The following is an 18,075-nucleotide window of genomic DNA, read 5'->3' as shown; positions in this document are numbered from 1 at the left end:
GCCGTGTCAGATCAGCCCTTCGCGCAGGGCGAACGCCACCGCGTGGGCGCGGTTGCGCAGCTGGAAGCGGTTGGTGATGTCGTGCAGGATCGACTTCACCGTCCGCTCGGAGTAGCTCAGCTGGTCGGCGATCTCCTTGGTCTCGAACCCGTCGGCGACCAGCCGCAGCACCCGGGTCTCGCGCTGGGACATCCCGGCGAGGTCCCACCCGTTCGGGTGCAGCACGTCCCGTTGCAGCCGGGACACCCGGGACAGCAGGCGGCCGAGCAGGTCGGGCGGCAGCGCGCCTTCCCCGAGGGCCGCGGTCTTGACGAGCCGGACGAGCGTGTCGGGGGTGGCGTCGGCCCGGCGGATGATCGCCGACACGCCGTTGCCGACGACGTCGAGCAGCTCCGAGTCCTCCACTTCCCCGGCGACCAGGACGACACCGGCGTGGTTGGCGCACTGGAGGCTGCGCAGCAGCTGCCGGGCCTCCTCGTTCAGGCGTTCCACGATGACCAGCACCACGGCCGGCTCGCCGCCGTCCTCGTCGGCGAAGCGGATTTCGGGGCGTGAACGCAGCGCGGCCGTGACGCCCGCGCGGGTGATGGTGTCGGTGGCGTGCAGCAGCACCGGAACCTGGTCGGTGATCATCGGTGAGGCCCTCCCTCGAACGAACGTCGCTCCCCCTCAGGATCTCGGGTGCGGGGGTTCGCCGAACAGGGAGGAGGAGTCCCGACCTGTCCCGCTTTCCTTACTCCGATCGGGCAATGCCGGCTTCCCGGGCCTTGGCGATGGCCTGGGCGCGGTCGGTGACCCGGAGCTTGCGGAAGATGTGGGAGACGTGGTTGCGCACGGTTTTCTGGCTCAGCACCAGCTCTTCGGCGATGGAGGCGTTGCCCATGCCGCGGGCGATGAGCAGCATGATCTCCTTTTCGCGTGCGGTGAGCCGGGGGAACGATTCGTCGCGCCGGGTCGCGGTCCCCAGCAGGGACAGCACCCGGGTGGCGATCGCCGGGCTGAAGATGGCTTCGCCGTCGCCGATCACCCGGACGGCGCGGATGATCTGCTCGTTGCGCGCGCCTTTGAGCAGGTAGCCGCGGGCGCCCGCGCGCATGGCGGCGAACACGGCGGCTTCGTTTTCGAACATGGTCAGCATGAGCACTCCGGTGTGCGGCGCGGCGGCCACGATCCGCCGCGTCGCCTCGACACCGTCGAGGTCGGGGAGGTTGAGGTCCATCAGGACGACGTCGGGTTCCAGCTGGTGCGCGAGGGCGACGGCGTGCAGGCCGTCGGCGGCTTCGCCGGCGACTTCGACGCCGTCGGTGCCCTCCAGCAGGGCGCGCAGCGCGGCGCGGAAGACGGGGTGGTCGTCGACGACGAGGACGCGCAGGGTCCCGAACACCGCCTCACGCCCTGGCGAGCGGGAGCCAGGCGGCGATCCGCGTGCCGCCCGAGGGAACCGGCTCGACCCGGCAGCCGCCGCCGAGGTCGCCGGCGCGTTCGCGCATCGACCGCAGCCCGGTCCCGCCGACCGCGGGCAGGGCCTCGCCGTCGGTGCCGACGCCGTCGTCGACGATCTCCACGTGCAGGTCGCCGTCGCGGGGCCAGAGGTGGACGGTGCACTGGCGGGCGCCGGAGTGGCGGGCGACGTTCACGAGGGCCTCGCGGATGATCCGGTAGGCGGTGACTTCGACTTCGGCCGACAGCGCGGGCAGGTCGGCGTGCACGTCGACGTCGACGCGCAGCGGGCCGTGTTCGGCGGGCACCCGATCGGTGAGCGCTTCGGCGTACCGCCGCACGGCGAGGACGAGCCCGGCCTCGTCGAGCGCGGGCGGCCGGGCGTCGGCGACGATGCGGCGCAGATCGGTGACCGCGCGGCAGAGCTCGTCTTCGAGCCGCGCCAGCAGGTCCCCGGCGCCGGCGCGGTCGCGAGCGATCAGATCACGGGCGGCCCGCAACCCGAGCACGGCGACGGCGAGCGTCGGTCCGAGGCCGTCGTGCAGGTCGGTGAGCACCCGTTTGAGCCGGTCTTCATACCCGGCCGGAGCAACGAAATCGGCGACGACGAACGTCCGGCGCATCTTCACCCCCGTCCGGCGGAACGGACCCGGCCCTCCGGGCGCAAGACGGAAGGCCGGTTCGTGCGGGTGGTCCAACCGGCGTTGCGCTGTTTCGCGTAGCAGGGTGGTTACCCGTTGTACTAGTCGTCGCATCCGGTTCCGGCGTTTCACTCCAAACCCCCGGGTAAGGTCACGGAATGGTTCCGATACAGGGGTGCGAGTAACGGGAGCGGCCGAGTGGCGCAGAAACCCGGGAACGTGGAAATCAATTCATGAACTGCGCCGGGAATCGGTCGGAATTCGACAACGACCGGATTCGGGCTAGGGCCGGCGGTAGATCGTGATGGAGTGCCCGACGTCGTCGATCGGCGTGCTGCCGGCGATCAGCGCCGCGAGGCGGTCGTCGGCCTTGGCGACGGCGGAGTCCGACACGGCGAGCAGTCCGTGCACCCGGTCCGGGGACACGGCGAGCGGGTCGGCCGCGTCGATTCCATAGAAAGACGGCACGCCGCTGCCCTTGTAGACAAGCCAGATCTGCTCGCCCGGGTAACGCATACTCAGGCGGTCGGCCAAGCGGCCCAGGTCCTGGCCCCAGTCGACGTTCGAGTCGTGCAGGACCAGATGGGTCCGCGCCGGCCCGCCGAACGCTTCGTTGGCGTACGGCAGGTAGTACGGGAACGTCCGCAGGGAACTGACCGCGGTGAAGGCGACCAGGACCACCACGGCGGGGCGGGCCCATCGACGGCCGACGGTGACCGTGCCGGCGGCGGCGACCGCCAGGAACACCGGGACGAAGATCGCGTACCGGACGCCGAGGTCGCGGTCGCCGGTCATGGCCGCGGCCAGCAGCGCAGCCGTGGGGGCGAGGACGTAGAGCGCCGCCGGGCGCGATCGCGGGAGGGCCAGCAGTGCCACGGCACCGGCGAGCCCGAGCGCGAGCATGCCCAGCGGCGTCTTCACCAGCAGCGCGGCCGGCAGGTAGTACCACCGCGAACCGAAGTAGTGCTCGCCGAAGAGGAAACCGCTCCACACCTGGTCTTCGAAGCCGAACTGGACGTGCATCCCGTCCCGGTACGGCTGGGGGAAGGGCAGCCAGTCGACGAGCCCCCGCAAGCCTTCGACGCCGGGCAGGTCGGCCGGTGTCGTCCAGCGCAGCCCCGGATCCACGGCGAGGTAGGAAGCCCACACGACGGCGACGGCGATCAGCGCGACGGCGGCGGGACCGGCGAGCCACGAGTACTTCCCCGGGCCGGGATGCCGGGCGCGGCGGGCCGACAGCACGGCCAGGAGCAGCAGCACGGGTACCGCGGCGAGGGCACTCATCTTGGTGGCCAGGGCCGCGCCGAGAGCCAGCCCCGCCAACGGGAGGTAGCAGGCGGGGCGGTCCCGGGCCCGCCACAGCAGCCAGACCGACGTCAGCAGGAAGCCGACCACCGGCACGTCGAGGGTGGCCAACGACCCGTGCGCGATGACGTCGGGGGAGAACGCGTACAGGGCGAGCGCCACCAGCCCGCCGGCGGAGCCGGTCAGCTCACGCGCGAACGCGAAGACGACCAGGCCGAACAGAAGCGTGAGCAGGATGATCGGCAGCCGGGCTGCCAGCAGGAGCCGGCCGGGGTCGTTGCCCGACTCGTACAGCACGTGGCGGCCGAGCTGCGTCTGGTCGCCGGTGAAGCCGGGGTCGAGGTGGACGTCGGCGAAGGCGAGTCCGCCGGCGATGAGCAGCTTGCCCAGCGGTGGGTGCTCGGGGTTGTAGCGCAGGCTGTGCTGCTGCAGGTAGACGACCGCGGTGCCGACGTAGACGGGTTCGTCGATGGTCGGGGTCTGCTCCACGGCCGTCGTGATCATCGCGACCGCCATCTCGGCGAGCAACGCGACGGCGACGAGCGCGATCCACCACCGCCGCCCGCGCCTCGGCGGAAGCGGCTTTCGCAGGGCCGCTTCCGCCGGGCTCGAGAGCCCGCTCGTGGCGTGTGTCAAGCCTCCGGCATCCTTTCGTGGCGAACAGATCCACGGTGATCAGGGGACGCCTCGGCGGTGCTTCGGTTGCCGGCAGCCGGATCAGCCGTCCTGGTTGGCCCACCAGTTCTGTCCGGCCTCGGGCAACGTCGAGATCGGGTCGTAGTACGGGTACCGGCGCTGCAGCGCCTCCGGGTCCTCCAGCTCGATCCCGGTCCGGTAGTTCTTGGTCCAGTACGAGATCCCCAGCTCCCGGTCGTACTCGGCCAGCTGGTGCACCCACCGCTTCCCCACATAGGGCACGTCGCACACGATCCGCGGCGTCGCGTACCCCGGCAGGTACCCCATGATCGAGTGCTGCAGCTCTTGGGCCTCGTGCACCGAAACCCGCCAGTGCTCCGCGTTCGGGATCATGTCGCACATGTAGAAGTAGTACGGCAGGATGTTCGCTTCGCCCTGCAGCGCGAAGCACAGGTCCAGCAGCGCCGCCGGCGTCGCGTTCACCCCGCGCATCAGCACGCCCTGGTTGCGCACGTCCCGGACACCCACGTTCAACGCCGTCTGGGCCGCCTCCGCCACCAGCGGGGTCACCGACTGGGCGTGGTTTACGTGGGTGTGGATCGCCAGGTTCACGCCACGGCGCTGGGCGGTCACCGCGACGCGCTCCAGGCCCTCGACGACCTTCGGCTGGAGCCAGTGCTGCGGCAGCGCCGCCAGCGCCTTCGTCGCCAGGCGGATGTCGCGGACCGTGTCGATGTCCATCAGGCGCATCAGGAACGACTCCAGCTGCGGCCACGGCACGTTCGCCACGTCGCCGCCGGAGACCACCACGTCGCGGACGCCCGGGGTCTTCTTCAGGTACGCGATCATCGCGTCCTGGCGGTCGACCGGCTTGAGCGAGAGCTTGTGCTTCTCGACCGTCTCGGTGGAGTTGCCGACCAGGTCCATCCGGGTGCAGTGGCCGCAGTACTGGGGGCAGGTCGAGATCATCTCGGCCAGCACCTTGGTCGGGTAGCGGTGGGTCAGGCCTTCCACGACCCACATCTCGGCCTCGTGCAGCGAGTCGCGTTCGGAGTGGGGGTGGCTCGGCCAGGTGGCGTCGCGGTCGCTCTTCACCGGGAGCATGTAGCGGCGGATCGGGTCGGCGTAGAACGCCTCGGTGACCTTCGCCGGGTCGGTGCCCGCCGTGGGCGCCATGGTGTTGAGCATCTGCGGCGGCAACAGCATCGACATCGTCGCCAGCTCGCGCTGGTCGGCGAGCAGGTCGTCGTAGAAGCGCTCCTCCAGCAGGTCACCCATCAGGGCGCGCAGCTGCTTGACGTTGCGGACGCAGTGCACCCGCTGCCACTGCGCGTCGCGCCATTCGGCGTCGGTCACGTCGTGCCAGCCGGGGAAGCGGCGCCAGTCGGGCTCCACCAGCTCGGCGCGGGCGTACTCGTAGGGCTGGTCGAAGGCGGCGGCAGGCGTCACAGGTTCCTGGATCGCAGTCACTTGTACTCCTAGTCGTCGGAAACGCGTTAAAATATCCTGCCACAACGCTCTCATGACGTAAATCTTCCTGCATGCTGGGGTGGCTTCCCCCAGGTGGAGGAAGCCCCGACCGGCGGGGCAGACTCAGGGGTGTGACGGACGAACACACGACGCTCCTGCTCGGCGGGCGCGTCTACACCCCCGCCGGCCCGGACTCCACGGCCATGGCGGTCACCGGCGGCACCGTGGTCTGGGTCGGCCAGGACGCCCCGGCCCGCGCCCTGCACCCCGGCGCCGAGATCGTCGACCTCGACGGCGCCTTCGTCGCCCCCGCCTTCGTCGACGCGCACGTCCACGCCACCGCCACCGGCCTGCACCTGACCGGCCTCGACCTCACCGGCGTGCACAGCGGCGCCGAGCTGCTGGCCCGCGTGCGCGACGCCGTCGTCCCCGGGCAGGTCCTGCTCGCCCACGGCTGGGACGAGAGCGCCTGGACCGACCCGCGGCTGCCCAGCCGCGCCGAGCTCGACGACGCCGCCGGCGCCGCGCCGGTCTACCTCAGCCGCGTCGACGTCCACTCCGCCCTGGTCTCCACCGCCCTGGTCGAGCTGGCGCCGGCCGCCCGCGACGCCGACGGCTGGTCGCCCGACGGCCCGCTGACCCGCGCCGCCCACCACGCCGTCCGCGCGGCCGTGCGCGCCGCCATCACGCCCGACCAGCGTGACCGCGCCCAGCGGGCCTTCCTGGCCGAGGCCGCGCGGCAGGGCGTCGTCAGCGTCCACGAATGCGCCGGCCCCGACATCTCCGGCCGCGACGACCTCGCCGCCCTGCTCGCCCTCGCCGGCCCCGGCACCCCCGAAGTGCTCGGCTACTGGGGCGAGCTCGGCGCGGTCGGCACCGCGAAGCAGCTCGGCGCCCGCGGCCTGGCCGGCGACCTGTTCGTCGACGGCGCCCTCGGCTCCCACACCGCCGCCCTGACCCGGCCCTACGCCGACCACGCGAGCGAGGGGACGCTCTACCTCGACGCCCACCGCATCGGCGAGCACCTGGCCGCCTGCACCGAAGCCGGGCTGCAGGCCGGCTTCCACGTCATCGGCGACGCCGCCGTCGCCGAGGTCGTCGAAGGCTTCCGGCTCGCCGAGAAGGAGGTCGGGCAGCGCGCGCTCGCCGCCCGTCACCACCGCCTCGAGCACGTCGAGATGGTCACCGCCGAGCAGGCCAAGCAGCTGGCCGGCTGGGGCGCCGTCGCCTCGGTACAGCCCCTGTTCGACGCGCTCTGGGGCGGCGAGGACGGCATGTACGCCGAGCGCCTCGGCACGGCACGCGCGGCCGGGCTCAACCCCTTCGCCACGCTCGCCGCCGAAGGCGTCCTGCTCGCCTTCGGCTCCGACGCTCCCGTCACGCCGCTGGACCCGTGGGCGAGCGTCCGCGCCGCGGCCTACCACCGGACCCCGGGTGCCGGGCTGTCCCCGCGTGCGGCGTTCACCGCCCACACTCGCGCCGGGCACCGCGCGGCCGGCGTCAACGACGGCGTCACCGGCAGCCTCGTGCCGGGCGCACCCGCGCACTACGCGATCTGGGACGCGACCGACCTCGTCGTCGCGACCCCGGACAGCCGTGTGCAGCGCTGGTCCACCGACCCGCGCGCCGGCGTGCCGCCCCTGCCGCGCCTGGAACCGGACGCCGTCCTGCCGCGCTGCCTGCGCACGGTCCGCGCGGGTGCCGTCCTCCACGACGCGATCTCCTAGAGTTGGCGCCGTGGCAGTGACTGTGGCCGACCCCGAACCGGGCGCCCCGCACCAACCTTCGCGAACCCGGCGCTTCCCGCGCGCCTGGCTGCTGCGGCTGGCCGCGGCGCTGGTGTCCGGCTTCGCCTATTACCTGAGCTTCGCGCCGCGCCCGCTGTGGTGGCTCGCCCCGCTGGCGTTCGCCGGATTCGCGCTCGTGCTGCGCGGCCGCACGTTCCGCGGCGCGTTCGGCTACGGCTTCGCGTTCGGGTTCGTGTTCTTCCTGCCGCTGCTGACGTGGCTGCTGGACTTCCTCGGCCCCGACTTCGGGCCGTGGCCGTGGCTGGGCCTGTCGTTCGCACTGGCGCTCTACTACGGCCTCGCGGGCGGCCTCATCACGTGGGTCTCGCGCCTGCCCGCCGCGCCGCTGTGGGCCGCGCTGGTCTTCATCGCGCTGGAGACCCCGCGCGCGTGGTTCCCCTTCGGCGGCTTCCCGTGGGGCCGGGTCGCGTTCAGCCAGCCCGAAGGCGCGTTCCTGCCGCTGGCCTCCATCGGCGGCGCGCCCCTGGTCGGTCTCGCCGTCGTCCTCAGCGGCTTCTGCCTCGCCGCGCTCGCCGTCCGCCTGTGGGAGACGCGCAAGCCGACCCGCCCGGCCGTGTTCGCCGCCCTCGGCACGCTGCTGCCCGTGGTGGCCGGCCTGGCGCTGTGGCCCACGGTCGGCACCGACGCCCAGGACGGCGAACGGACCATCGCGACAGTGCAGGGCAATGCCCCGGACATCGGGCTCGCGCTGCAAGGCGAGCGGGTGCTGCTGCGCCGCAACACCATCGCCGAAAGCCAACGGCTGCTCGACGCCGTCAACGCCGGGAAGGTCCCGAAACCGGACCTGCTGCTGTGGCCCGAAAGCGCGACGACCGTCACCGGGCCCGACCCGCAGGTCGACCAGCTCGTCGCGAGCTTCGGCGTGCCCGCGCTGATCGGCGCGCTCTACCAGCTCCCGGACGGCCACCTGCAGAACTCCGTCATCGCCTGGGACCCGGGCGCCGGGCCCGGGCAGCGCTACGCGAAGCAGCAGCTGGTGCCCTTCGGCGAGTACGTGCCGGCCCGCAAGGTCGCCGAGCTCGTCACGCCGTTCCTCGACCAGGAAACGGTCGACATGGTCCCGGGCGACGGCGCCAACCAGGCGATGGCCGTCGCGGGCACGAAGGTCGGCGTGTTCGTCTGCTACGAGGCGGCGTTCGACTACCCGGCCCGCGACGCGGTCCGCGACGGCGCCGAGGTGCTCGTGGTGCCGACCAACAACGCCTGGTACGGCGAGAGCGAGATGAGCGTCCAGCAGCTGGCCATGTCGCGGCTGCGGGCGGTCGAACACGGCCGCGCGGTCGTGGTGTCCGCCGTCTCAGGAGTGAGCGCGATCGTCGCCCCCGACGGGACGGTTAGCAGCTCAACGGGCCTTTTCACCGCTGATTCCCTGGTCGGGCGCGTCCCGCTGCGGACGCAGACTACGCTGTCGGATCGACTCGGTGCGTGGACGGAGTACGGGCTGCTGGCACTGGCGATCGCCGGGGTGGCCGGCGGGCTCGTGCTCCGTTTTCGCACCCGGCGCACCAGCGCCGGCACGGCAGGGGAAGCGGCGGACTGACCGCCGCGGATATCGGAGGAGCACGGATGTCGCAGGCGCCGCGGGGGGCCCGGGAAATCGAGCCGGTGCTGGTGGTGATCCCGACGTACAACGAGCGGGAGAACCTCGGCCCGATCCTGGATCGCCTGCACAAGGTACTCCCGGACGTGCACGTGCTCGTGGTGGACGACGGGAGCCCGGACGGCACCGGCGAGCTGGCCGACGAGCGCGCGGCCGCCAACGACCACGTCCACGTGCTGCACCGCACGGAGAAGGCGGGCCTCGGCGCCGCCTACATCGCCGGGTTCCGCTGGGGCCTGGCGCGGGAGTACAACACGATCGTCGAGATGGACGCCGACGGCTCGCACGCGCCGGAGGACCTGCCGCGGCTGCTGGACGCCGTCGGCGACGCCGACCTGGCGATCGGGTCGCGGTACGTGCCGGGCGGCGCGGTGGTGAACTGGCCGGTCAAGCGCCAGGTCCTGTCCCGGGGCGCGAACGTGTACTCGCAGATCGCGCTGGGCATGCGCACCCGCGACATCACCGCCGGGTTCCGCGCCTACCGCCGTCCGGTGCTGGAGAAGCTGGCGCTGGACGAGGTCAACTCGCACGGCTACTGCTTCCAGATCGACCTGACGATCCGCACGGCCGACGCCGGGTTCGAGATCGTCGAGGTGCCGATCACCTTCACCGAGCGCGAGATCGGCGAGTCGAAGATGGACGGCTCGATCATCGGCGAGGCGTTCGTGCGGGTGGCGACCTGGGGTGCCGAGCGGCGCTGGCAGCAGCTGCGCCGCCTGCTCAAGCGGCGCTGAGCCGCGCGCGAGCAGACCGGTTCACGCAGCTTTCTCCTGTGCTCGGCCATCATGGGGCCGATGACGACCATCGTGGCCTTCCACGCGCACGCCGACGACCCCGTGCTGCTCAGCGGCGGCACCCTGGCCCGCGCGGCGGCCGACGGGCACCGGGTGGTGGTCGTCGTGGCCACCGACGGCATGGCCGCGGAGCACCCGACCCCGCGGTGGGCGGAGCTGGAGGCGAGCGCGGCCATCCTCGGCGTCCGGCGCGTCGTGCACCTCGGGTACGCCGACAGCGGGCACGGCCCGGAGCTGTACGCGGATCCGCCCGGCCGGCAGCGCTTCGCCCGCGCCGACACCGAGGAGGCCGCGCACCGGCTCGCCGCGATCCTGCACGAGGAGCGTGCCGACCTGCTGCTCGGTTACGACGCCAACGGCGGCTACGGGCACCGCGACCACGTCAAGGTGCACGACGTCGCCCGGCGGGCGGCCCGGCTGACCGGGACGCGGCTGCTGGAGGCCACGCTGCCGCGTGACTTCGCGTCGCGGTTCGTCCGGGTCCTGCGGGCGCTGCGGATCCCGTTCGACTACGACACCGAAGCGCTCGAGCGCGCCTACAGCCCGGCCTCGGCCGTCACCCACCGGTTCGACGTGCGGCGCTTCGCCGGGCGCAAGCAGGCCGCGCTGGCGGCGCACGTGTCCGACGTCCGCGGCACCGGGCGGCTCGCGGCGGTGCTGCGGCTGCTGGTGTGGCTGCCGGCGCCGCTGTTCGCGGTGGTGGCGGGCCGGGAGTGGTACGTCGAGGTCACGCCCGTACGATCGGCACCCGCTCTGCAAGTTCCTGCACGTTCTCGGCGTCGGTGATCACGCCGGCGACCCCGGCGAACGGCAGGACGCTGAAGCGGGAGGCCGCGCCGATCTTCTCGGCGCTGGCCAGGACGAACGTGTCGGCCGCGCGGCGGGCGAGGGTGCGTTTCATCGCGGCTTCGTCGGCGTCGCCGGTGGTGAGCCCGGCGTCGGGGTGGACGCCGGTGACGCCGAGCAGGAAGACGTCGGCGCTGATCGCCTGGGCGGCCTCGGCCGCGGCGGCGCCGCAGGTGACCGCGGAGTGCCGGAACAGGCGGCCGCCGAGCAGGAAGACGTCGACGCCCGCGTGGTCGAGCAGGGCGACCGCGACGGTCGGGCTGTGCGTGACGACGGTGGCTTCGAGGTCCCTGGGCAGGGCTTTCGCGACGGCGAGGGTCGTCGTGCCGCCGTCGAGGATGACGGTCGAGCCGGGCCGGACCAGGCCGGCGGCCACCTGGGCGACGCGGTCCTTGCCGTCGACGGCGATGGCCGTGCGGCTCGCGTAGTCGGCGACGGCGGGGGAGACGGGCAGCGCTCCGCCGTAGACGCGCTGGCAGAGCCCGGCGGCGGCGAGGTCGCGCAGGTCCCGGCGGATGCTGTCCTCGGAGACGCCCAGCTCGGCCGCGACGTCCTTCGCCAGCACCTTGCCGTCGGCCGCGAGCCGGGCGAGCAGCAGGTCACGACGTTCCCCGACCAACATGCACGATCCTCCTTGTTTCTGCCGAGTCGTGCACATTATGGTCGCGGCATGACCTCTTCGACAAGCCTGTCCCGCAATCCGCGCGTCCGGGTGCGGAACGTGGAGCTGCTGTCCTCGGCCTGGTACGTCCTGCGCCGCACGACGTTCGACTACCAGCACCGCGACGGCCGCTGGACCACCGAGCAGCGCGAAACCTACGACCGCGGCAACGGCGCCACCGTGCTGCTCTACGACACGGCAGGCGGCACGGTCCTGCTGACGCGCCAGTTCCGCTACCCGGTCTACGTCAACGACCACCCGGACGGCATGTTCCTGGAAACCACGGCGGGCCTGCTGGACACCGACGACCCGGAGACGGCGATCCGCCGCGAGGCGCAGGAGGAGACGGGCGTCCGCATCGGCGCGCTGGAGCACGTGTTCGACGTCTACACGAGCCCGGGCTCGGTGACCGAACGCCTGCACTGCTACGCGGCGCCCTACGACCCGGCCGACCGCGGCGAAGGCGGCGGCATCGCGGACGAGGGGGAGGACATCGAAGTGCTCGAGCTGCGCTTCGAGGACGCCCTGAAGATGATCGAGACCGGCGAGATCGCCGACGCGAAGACCATCATGCTGCTCCAGTGGGCCGCCCTGCGAGGCCCGTTCCGCACCGATTAGGTTTCCGCGCCCCACCCGTCTGTACCGGCGGGAATCGACCCACAGGAGGCTGACACGATGCGGAAACTGATCTTCGGCATGAACCTGACCCTGGACGGCTACACCGCCGCGGCCGGCGACGACATCGGCTGGAGCGGCGCGCCGAGCGACGAGCTGTTCCAGTGGTGGCTCGACTACGAGCTCGGCATCGGCACGTCGCTGTACGGGCGCAAGCTGTGGGAGGCGATGAGCTCCTACTGGCCGACCGGCGACCGGCGACCCGACGCCACGCCGGCGCAGGTCGAGTTCGCGCGCAACTGGCGGGACACGCCGAAGGTCGTGTTCTCCTCCACGCTCGAGAAGGTCGACTGGAACACCCGCCTGGTCACCGGCGACGCGCTCGCCGAGATCACCCGGCTCAAGGCCGGGGACGGCGGCCCGATGAGCATCGGCGGCCCGACGCTCGCCGGAGCCGCCATGCGGGCCGGGCTGATCGACGAGTACGTGGTGGTCACCCACCCAGTCCTGGTGGGCGGCGGCACGCCCTTCTTCACGGCGCCGGCGGGCCGGGTGAACCTGAACCTGATGGAGACGCGGACGTTCCCCGGCGGCGTGGTGCTGACCCGCTACGAGACGCGGTGATCACAGCGTCGGCGGCAGGCCCGGCCAGGGTGTGCCGCCGACGTCGAACCCGGTGAGCTCGGCGATCTTCCCGTCGACGACGTGCAGGGCCGCGATGGCGAACGGCCGGTGCGCCGGATCGCCGGGGGAGCGCAGGTACAGCGCGGCGGCGGGCATGCGGTTGACCGTCGTGGGGATACCGCGCCAGTCGTCGTGGCCGCGCTCGAAGAGCCCGCCGGAGACCCAGCCGTCCACCGCGTCCTTCGCCGTCCTGAGCACGGTGCCGGGGTCGGGCAGCATCGCGAAGCGCAGATCGTCGCGCAGCAGGGCGGCCAGCCCGTCGAGGTCGTTGCGCTCGTGGGCGTCGATGTAGGCCTTCACCACGCCGCGCTCGTCACCCGACAGCTCGTGGGTGGCGGGGTGCCGCCAGTCGAGGCGGCGGCCGGGCAGCTGCTCGCGCACGGTCACCCGGGCCCGCTGCAGTGCGCTGGTCACCGAGGCGACGGTCAGCTCGAGGGCCCCGGCGGCGGCCGACGCCGGCCAGCCCAGGACGTCACGCAGGACGAACACCGCCCGCTGCCGCGGCGGCAGGTGCTGGACGGCGACGATGAACGCCAGCTCGATCGTCTCCCGCGCCACCGCCGAGTCCTGCGGGTCCTCGGGGAGCATCGGGTCGGGGTAGGGCCGCAGGTGCGGCAGCTCGAGGTCCGTGCCCGGCAGCTCGGGCCTGCGCTTGTCCAGGAAGTCGAGGCAGGCGTTCGTCGCGATCCGGTACAGCCAGGTCCGCAGGGCCGCGTGGCCCTGGAACGACTCCCGTTTGTGCCACGCCCGCAGGAACGTCTCCTGCGTGAGGTCCTGGGCGTCCTCGAAGTTCGCGAGCATCCGGTAGCAGTGCACCTGCAGCTCACGCCGGTGCGGCTCGACGAGAAGCGCGAACCGGGCCGCGTCGGTCATGGTCATCGATCCTTCCACCGGTGCCAGGGGTCGGCAGTACTGACGGCGTGGCGGCGGATTTCTGATCGGCAGAGCTCCCCGGGCATGCGAAAGGCCCCCGCGGGGGGAGGTCGCGGGGGCCTTTCCGTTGTGGTGGGAGCGGTGGCTACGGGCCGACGCTCTCGGGCGTTACGCGGACCGGGAGGTCCGCCGGCCCTTCAGCTCGGCGAGACGTTCGTTCAACAGGTCCTCGAGCTCAGGGATCGTCCGCCGCTCGAGGAGCATGTCCCAGTGCGTGCGCGGCGGCTTGACCTTCTTCTGCTCGGGCTGTCCGCCGTCCACGATCTCGGACTCACTGCCGTGCAGCCGGCATTCCCACACCGTCGGGATCTCGGCGTCGTCGGAGAACGGCACCTCGAACTCGTGGTTCTTCGGGCAGGCGTAGCGCACGGTGCGTCGTGGGGCGAGGTCGTGGTTGCGGTCGGTCTCGTAGCTGACCGCTCCCAGCCGGCTTCCACGAAGAACACGGTCGGCCATGATGGGGGTCCTTTCAGTCAGCTCCGGGTGGAGCCAGGGTGATGCTCACCCTATGCAACGACTTGGGGGCCCCGAGGATTCCCGGGACACCATGTCGTTGCTCACGATGAGCTGCATCACCCCTCGGCATCAGCTTCCTCTAGTAGGAGGCGTTTCGCGCTTCGGCGTGACGTCAATACGGCCTTCTTAGTGCTGATATCCCCCGGATGGGCTACTGGCGCCCACGTCAGGTCAACCGTAACTGACCGTGACGACCAGTAACGGGCCCCAGGTCACCCGATCGAAAGTGGCGGCGACACAATACCTGATAACGCACAGTAGCGTTTTCGGCCTCAAAACCCGCCAAAGCTGAAGATTCAACTACGGATTGTTCGGTATCTGCCACCACAACGGTGTCACCCTCGCGCACGACTTCGCCGTCGAGCACCCGCGCGTTGAACCGTCCCGGCAGCCCGCACCAGCACAGCACCTCCACCTGAACCGGCTGCAGCTCGTCCGCCAGTTCGAACAGACGAGCGGCACCTGGGAACAACCGGCTCCGGAAGTCCGTCGCGATCCCGAAGCAGTACACGTCGATCTCCACCTCGTCGGCCAGCTCCGCCAGCTGGTCGACCTGCCCGGGGGAGAGGAACTGCGCCTCGTCCACCACCACGTAGTCCACGTGCTGCCCGCGCGCCCACTCCTGCCGCACCAGGTCCCGCACGTCGGTGTCCTCGCCGACCTCCACCGCCTGCCGGCTCAACCCGATCCGGCTCGAGATCTGCGGCGCGCCCGAGCGGTCGTGGCGCACCAGCACCAGGCCACGCCGGCCCTGCCGCGCGTGGTTGTGGTCGATCTGCAGCGCCAGGGTCGACTTCCCGCAGTCCATCGGCCCGTAGCAGAACTTCAGCCTGCCCACCGGCGGCGTCCCGCGGCGCGAACCGGCCGCGGGAACCGACGAGAGGGCATCGGTCGGGTCGTTCAACAAGGTCACGACAGTCGACCCTATCGGTGTCTGGACACTCGTCCAGGGACGCCCCCGCGTGACAGCCGAACAGACCACGTCACAGACTCACAGCACCTCCGGCGGGGTGTTGCCCGCCGCCACGATCGCCCGCCGCACCGGCACCAGCCAGACCAGCACCAAACCCACCGCGAAGAAGATCACCAACGCCACGATGGCCAGCCGGAACGACCCCGTCGCCTGCCCGACCCCGGCGAACACCAGCGGCCCCAGCCACGACGTCCCGCGCTCACCCACGACGTAGAGCGAGTAGTACTGCGCGTCCTTGCCCGCCGGGATCATCTGGCTGAACAACGACCGCGACAACGCGTTCGTCCCACCCAGCACCAGCCCGATCCCCACCGCCACCGCCAGGAACTGCAGCATCTGCTTCGGCTGCACGAAGTACGCCCCCGCCAGCACCACCACCCACAGCACCAGGCTGCCCAGGATCGTCCGCTTCGCCCCGATCCGCCGCGCCACCAGCCCGTGCAGCGTCCCACCCAGGTACGCCACGAACTGGATCACCAGGATCGTCACGATCAGCACACTGTTGCCGAAACCCAGCTCGTCCTTGCCGTACTGCGCCGACACCGTCACCACCGTGTTGATCCCGTCGGTGAAGACCAGGTAGCTGCCCAGGAACGCCAGCGTCAACGGAAACGCCTTCGCCGCCCTCACCGTCTGCCACAGCTCCGCGAACCCCGCCCGCAGCACCGACGACCCCGCCACGACGTCGACCGGCGTGTGCCGGCGGGGGAGCGCCCGCACCGCCGGGATCGTGAACGCCGCCCACCACAGCCCCGAGGTCAGGAAGCAGATCTGCACCGCCATGCCCTCGCTCACGCCGAACGCGTCGTGCCCGAGGTAGAACCCCAGCTGCAACGCCAGCGCCAGCCCGCCACCCAGGTACCCGAACGCCCAGCCCTTCGCCGAGATGTCGTCCCGCTCGTCCGGCCCCCCGATGTCCACCAGGAACGAGTAGTAGACCACCAGCGAACCGCCGTACCCGATGTTCGCGAGCACGAACAGCACCACACCCAGCTGCCAGTCCGACCCCGCGAGGAAGAACATCGCCGCCGCGGCCGCCGCCCCCAGGAACGCGAACCCACCCAGGATCCGCCGCTTGTTGTGGCTCCGGTCCGCCACCGCACCCGCGATCGGCAGCACCAGCACCTGCACCACCGTCGCCACCGACAGCAGGTAACCCCACACCGACCCGGCCGGGAAGTGCAGCCCGAACAACGTCACGTCGCAGTTGTGCAGCGTGTCCGCCCTGCCCGCCGCGTCGAGGCACGCGCGGTCCCCATTAAGGGTGAAGTTCGTCTTCGCGTCCGCCGCCGCGATCCCGCTCATCGACAGCGCGCCGAACACCGTCGTCGACGACGAATAGAACGGCGAATTCGCCCAGTCGTAGAAATACCAGCCCCAGCGCTCGCGCTTCGTCGAGCGCGTCCCGGCCAGCGTCATCCACGGCTCCTCATGCTCAAGAACGTCCAGGTCAGCGCGGAGACTACTGGTACTTCGCAACGCGAAGGACCGCGCCCGACCAAACCGTGTCCGCTTTGTCGCTTCGCGCTCATCCGCCACTTCCGGGGCAATCACGGTCCACCCCACCCCGCGTGTCGCGAACCGATGTGAACGGTGTTTCATGTGAGACTGAGGCGCGCAGTGTGTCCCTTGTGGTCAGTGGGACACACTCCTACTGTGCACGCATGATCCAGAACCGGAGACGCACCACCGCGAGAGTCCTGCTCCTCGCCATCGCCGCTTTGGGTCTGCAGCTCACCGTCCCCGCCGTCGCCTCCGCGGACCCCGCGTCGAGCGCCTGGGCCAAGCTGCGCATGTGCGAATCCAGCGGCCGCTACGCCACCAACACCGGCAACGGCTACTACGGCGCCTACCAGTTCGACCTGCCCACCTGGCGCAGCGTCGGCGGCACCGGCCGCCCCGACCAGGCCGCCCCCGCCGAACAGGACTACCGCGCCCTCTACCTCTACCGCATGCGCGGCTGGCAACCCTGGCAGTGCGCCGGCATGCTCAAACTCGCCGGCGACGCCGACGCCCGCAGCAAACGCGTCCCCACCTACGCCGAAGCCGCCTACATCGGCGGGGGAGGACTGCCCGCCCCCGTCCCCGGACCCGGCGGACCCAAGCCCGCCTGGCCCGGCGTCGTCTACCAATACGGCGACTGCGCCACCCCGCTCAAGGCCTTCCAGCTCCGCATGAACGCCTTCGGCTACGGCTTCACCGGCACCGGCTGCTACTACGAAAAGACCCGCACCGCCGTCCTCGACCTCCAACGCGCCAACGGCATCAAGGACAGCGGCCTGCTCGGCCCCAAAACCTGGGACGCCGCCTGGAACGGCAAAGCACCCCGCTGACTCACGGCTCCTGCGACCGCTGCCACGCACCCCGCTCGACCAACACCTCGCGCAACAGATCCGGCCGGTCCGTCACGATCCCGTGCACCCCCAGGTCCAGCAACATCCGCATCTCCGCCGGATCGTCGATGGTCCACGTGTGCACCTCGATACCCGACCGCCCCGCGATCGACACGAACGCCTTGTCCACCACCCGCAGCGCACCCTGCCGCACCGGCACCTGCGCCATCGCCCCCAGCACCAACCGGCCCAGGGGGAGCAGCGGCAGCTTCCCCCGCGCCCACAACGCGAACGCCGACCGCGGCCCCATCGCCGTCACCAGCTTCGGCCCCGCCAGCTTCCGCAACCGCACCAGCCGCGCGTCCGAAAACGCCGCCGCCGCCACCCGGTCGTGCGCCCCCGTCCGCTCCAGCACCGCCACGAACGGCTCCACCGCCCGATCGACCTTCACATCGACGTTGAACCGCGCGTTCGGCAGCTCCTCCAGCACGTCCTCCAACCGCGACAGCGGAGCCTTCCCCCCGACCTTCACACCCTTCAGCTGCGCCCACGTCTGCGCCGCGATCGGCCCCGACCCGTCCGTCGTCCGATCCAGGTTCGCGTCGTGGTGCACCACGACCACCCCGTCCGCCGTCGCGTGCACATCCGTCTCCAGGTACCGGTACCCCTCTTCACACGCCCGCCGGAACGCCGGCAGCGAGTTCTCCAGCCCCTCGAGCTCGCCGAGGTGCCACCCCCGGTGGGCGAACGCACGGGGGATCGGATCGGCCAGGTACGGAAACGACGCCTGCATCCCCCAAGTGTGCCCTTCCGCCATGAC

At 71.5% G+C, this 18,075-nt stretch carries 18 protein-coding genes; 7 read left to right on the top strand and 11 right to left on the bottom strand.

Annotation, left to right across the window (positions count from 1 at the left end):
- Positions 1 to 6: 6 nt before the first annotated feature.
- From BLV96_RS05880 to BLV96_RS05860, 5 genes are all read right to left on the bottom strand, one after another.
- Positions 7 to 633, bottom strand: a complete 627-nt coding sequence (locus tag BLV96_RS05880; protein WP_086670684.1) for a response regulator transcription factor — start codon at positions 631 to 633, stop codon at positions 7 to 9.
- A 100-nt stretch (positions 634 to 733) separates the two neighbouring features.
- Entirely contained in the window at positions 734 to 1,384 is a 651-nt protein-coding gene (locus BLV96_RS05875) for a response regulator (RefSeq protein WP_086670682.1), read from the bottom strand.
- Positions 1,385 to 1,388: 4 nt separating this feature from the next.
- Entirely contained in the window at positions 1,389 to 2,063 is a 675-nt protein-coding gene (locus BLV96_RS05870; RefSeq protein WP_086670693.1) for a sensor histidine kinase, read from the bottom strand.
- A gap of 300 nt (positions 2,064 to 2,363) precedes the next feature.
- Positions 2,364 to 4,022, bottom strand: a complete 1,659-nt coding sequence (locus BLV96_RS05865) for an ArnT family glycosyltransferase (protein ID WP_244180057.1) — start codon at positions 4,020 to 4,022, stop codon at positions 2,364 to 2,366.
- An 81-nt stretch (positions 4,023 to 4,103) separates the two neighbouring features.
- A complete protein-coding gene (locus BLV96_RS05860; RefSeq protein WP_208608141.1) occupies positions 4,104 to 5,492 on the bottom strand; it encodes a KamA family radical SAM protein in 1,389 nt (462 codons plus the stop codon).
- Between the two features lie 131 nt (positions 5,493 to 5,623).
- On the opposite strand from BLV96_RS05860, the gene BLV96_RS05855 reads away from it, so the two are divergent.
- Genes BLV96_RS05855 through BLV96_RS05840 form a run of 4 tightly spaced genes read left to right on the top strand, consistent with a single transcriptional unit; the run spans position 5,624 to position 10,480 of the window.
- Positions 5,624 to 7,219 (top strand): amidohydrolase, encoded by a 1,596-nt coding sequence (locus tag BLV96_RS05855; RefSeq protein WP_086670678.1) that lies wholly within the window; start codon positions 5,624 to 5,626, stop codon positions 7,217 to 7,219.
- Between the two features lie 10 nt (positions 7,220 to 7,229).
- Positions 7,230 to 8,840 (top strand): apolipoprotein N-acyltransferase, encoded by a 1,611-nt coding sequence (gene lnt / locus BLV96_RS05850; protein ID WP_086670676.1) that lies wholly within the window; start codon positions 7,230 to 7,232, stop codon positions 8,838 to 8,840.
- Positions 8,841 to 8,866: 26 nt separating this feature from the next.
- Positions 8,867 to 9,634, top strand: a complete 768-nt coding sequence (locus BLV96_RS05845) for a polyprenol monophosphomannose synthase (protein WP_086670674.1) — start codon at positions 8,867 to 8,869, stop codon at positions 9,632 to 9,634.
- A gap of 60 nt (positions 9,635 to 9,694) precedes the next feature.
- Entirely contained in the window at positions 9,695 to 10,480 is a 786-nt protein-coding gene (locus BLV96_RS05840; RefSeq protein WP_086670690.1) for a PIG-L deacetylase family protein, read from the top strand.
- On the opposite strand, the gene BLV96_RS05835 is transcribed toward BLV96_RS05840, so the two are convergent.
- Positions 10,422 to 11,162 (bottom strand): DeoR/GlpR family DNA-binding transcription regulator, encoded by a 741-nt coding sequence (locus BLV96_RS05835; RefSeq protein WP_086670672.1) that lies wholly within the window; start codon positions 11,160 to 11,162, stop codon positions 10,422 to 10,424. The genes BLV96_RS05840 and BLV96_RS05835 overlap by 59 nt on opposite strands.
- A 48-nt stretch (positions 11,163 to 11,210) precedes the next feature.
- Here BLV96_RS05835 and BLV96_RS05830 point away from each other — a divergent pair, with 48 nt between their 5' ends.
- Both BLV96_RS05830 and BLV96_RS05825 read left to right on the top strand, forming a co-directional pair.
- Positions 11,211 to 11,819, top strand: a complete 609-nt coding sequence (locus BLV96_RS05830) for an NUDIX domain-containing protein (RefSeq protein WP_208608140.1) — start codon at positions 11,211 to 11,213, stop codon at positions 11,817 to 11,819.
- A gap of 57 nt (positions 11,820 to 11,876) precedes the next feature.
- Positions 11,877 to 12,440 carry a dihydrofolate reductase family protein gene (locus BLV96_RS05825; protein ID WP_086670667.1) on the top strand — a complete coding sequence of 188 codons (564 nt, stop codon included), beginning with the start codon at positions 11,877 to 11,879 and terminating at the stop codon, positions 12,438 to 12,440.
- Here the strand turns inward: BLV96_RS05825 and BLV96_RS05820 are convergent, their stop codons facing one another.
- The 4 genes from BLV96_RS05820 to BLV96_RS05805 form a co-directional block, all read right to left on the bottom strand.
- On the bottom strand, positions 12,441 to 13,379 hold the full coding sequence (locus BLV96_RS05820; protein WP_086670665.1) for an RNA polymerase subunit sigma-70: 939 nt from the start codon (positions 13,377 to 13,379) through the stop codon (positions 12,441 to 12,443).
- A gap of 162 nt (positions 13,380 to 13,541) precedes the next feature.
- Positions 13,542 to 13,889 (bottom strand): RNA polymerase-binding protein RbpA, encoded by a 348-nt coding sequence (locus tag BLV96_RS05815; protein ID WP_003081521.1) that lies wholly within the window; start codon positions 13,887 to 13,889, stop codon positions 13,542 to 13,544.
- A 226-nt stretch (positions 13,890 to 14,115) separates the two neighbouring features.
- Positions 14,116 to 14,862: a thymidine kinase gene (locus BLV96_RS05810; protein ID WP_167379535.1), complete on the bottom strand. Its 747-nt coding sequence runs from the start codon at positions 14,860 to 14,862 to the stop codon at positions 14,116 to 14,118.
- Between the two features lie 78 nt (positions 14,863 to 14,940).
- Positions 14,941 to 16,341, bottom strand: a complete 1,401-nt coding sequence (locus BLV96_RS05805; RefSeq protein WP_086670663.1) for an MFS transporter — start codon at positions 16,339 to 16,341, stop codon at positions 14,941 to 14,943.
- A 245-nt stretch (positions 16,342 to 16,586) separates the two neighbouring features.
- Between BLV96_RS05805 and BLV96_RS05800 the strand changes: the two genes are divergently transcribed.
- The gene (locus BLV96_RS05800) at positions 16,587 to 17,255 is read left to right on the top strand and encodes a transglycosylase family protein (protein WP_086670661.1); all 669 of its coding nucleotides are present in this window, start codon (positions 16,587 to 16,589) and stop codon (positions 17,253 to 17,255) included.
- A gap of 1 nt (position 17,256) precedes the next feature.
- Here BLV96_RS05800 and BLV96_RS05795 read toward each other — a convergent pair whose 3' ends face one another.
- On the bottom strand, positions 17,257 to 18,048 hold the full coding sequence (locus BLV96_RS05795) for a glycerophosphodiester phosphodiesterase family protein (protein ID WP_086670659.1): 792 nt from the start codon (positions 18,046 to 18,048) through the stop codon (positions 17,257 to 17,259).
- Between the last annotated feature and the right edge of the window lie 27 nt (positions 18,049 to 18,075).

This window comes from Amycolatopsis pretoriensis, assembly GCF_900107925.1.
Classification (GTDB): Bacteria; Actinomycetota; Actinomycetes; order Mycobacteriales; family Pseudonocardiaceae; genus Amycolatopsis; species Amycolatopsis pretoriensis.
Note: the sequence above shows the minus strand (reverse complement) of the source record. Positions and strands in the feature narration are given on the sequence as shown.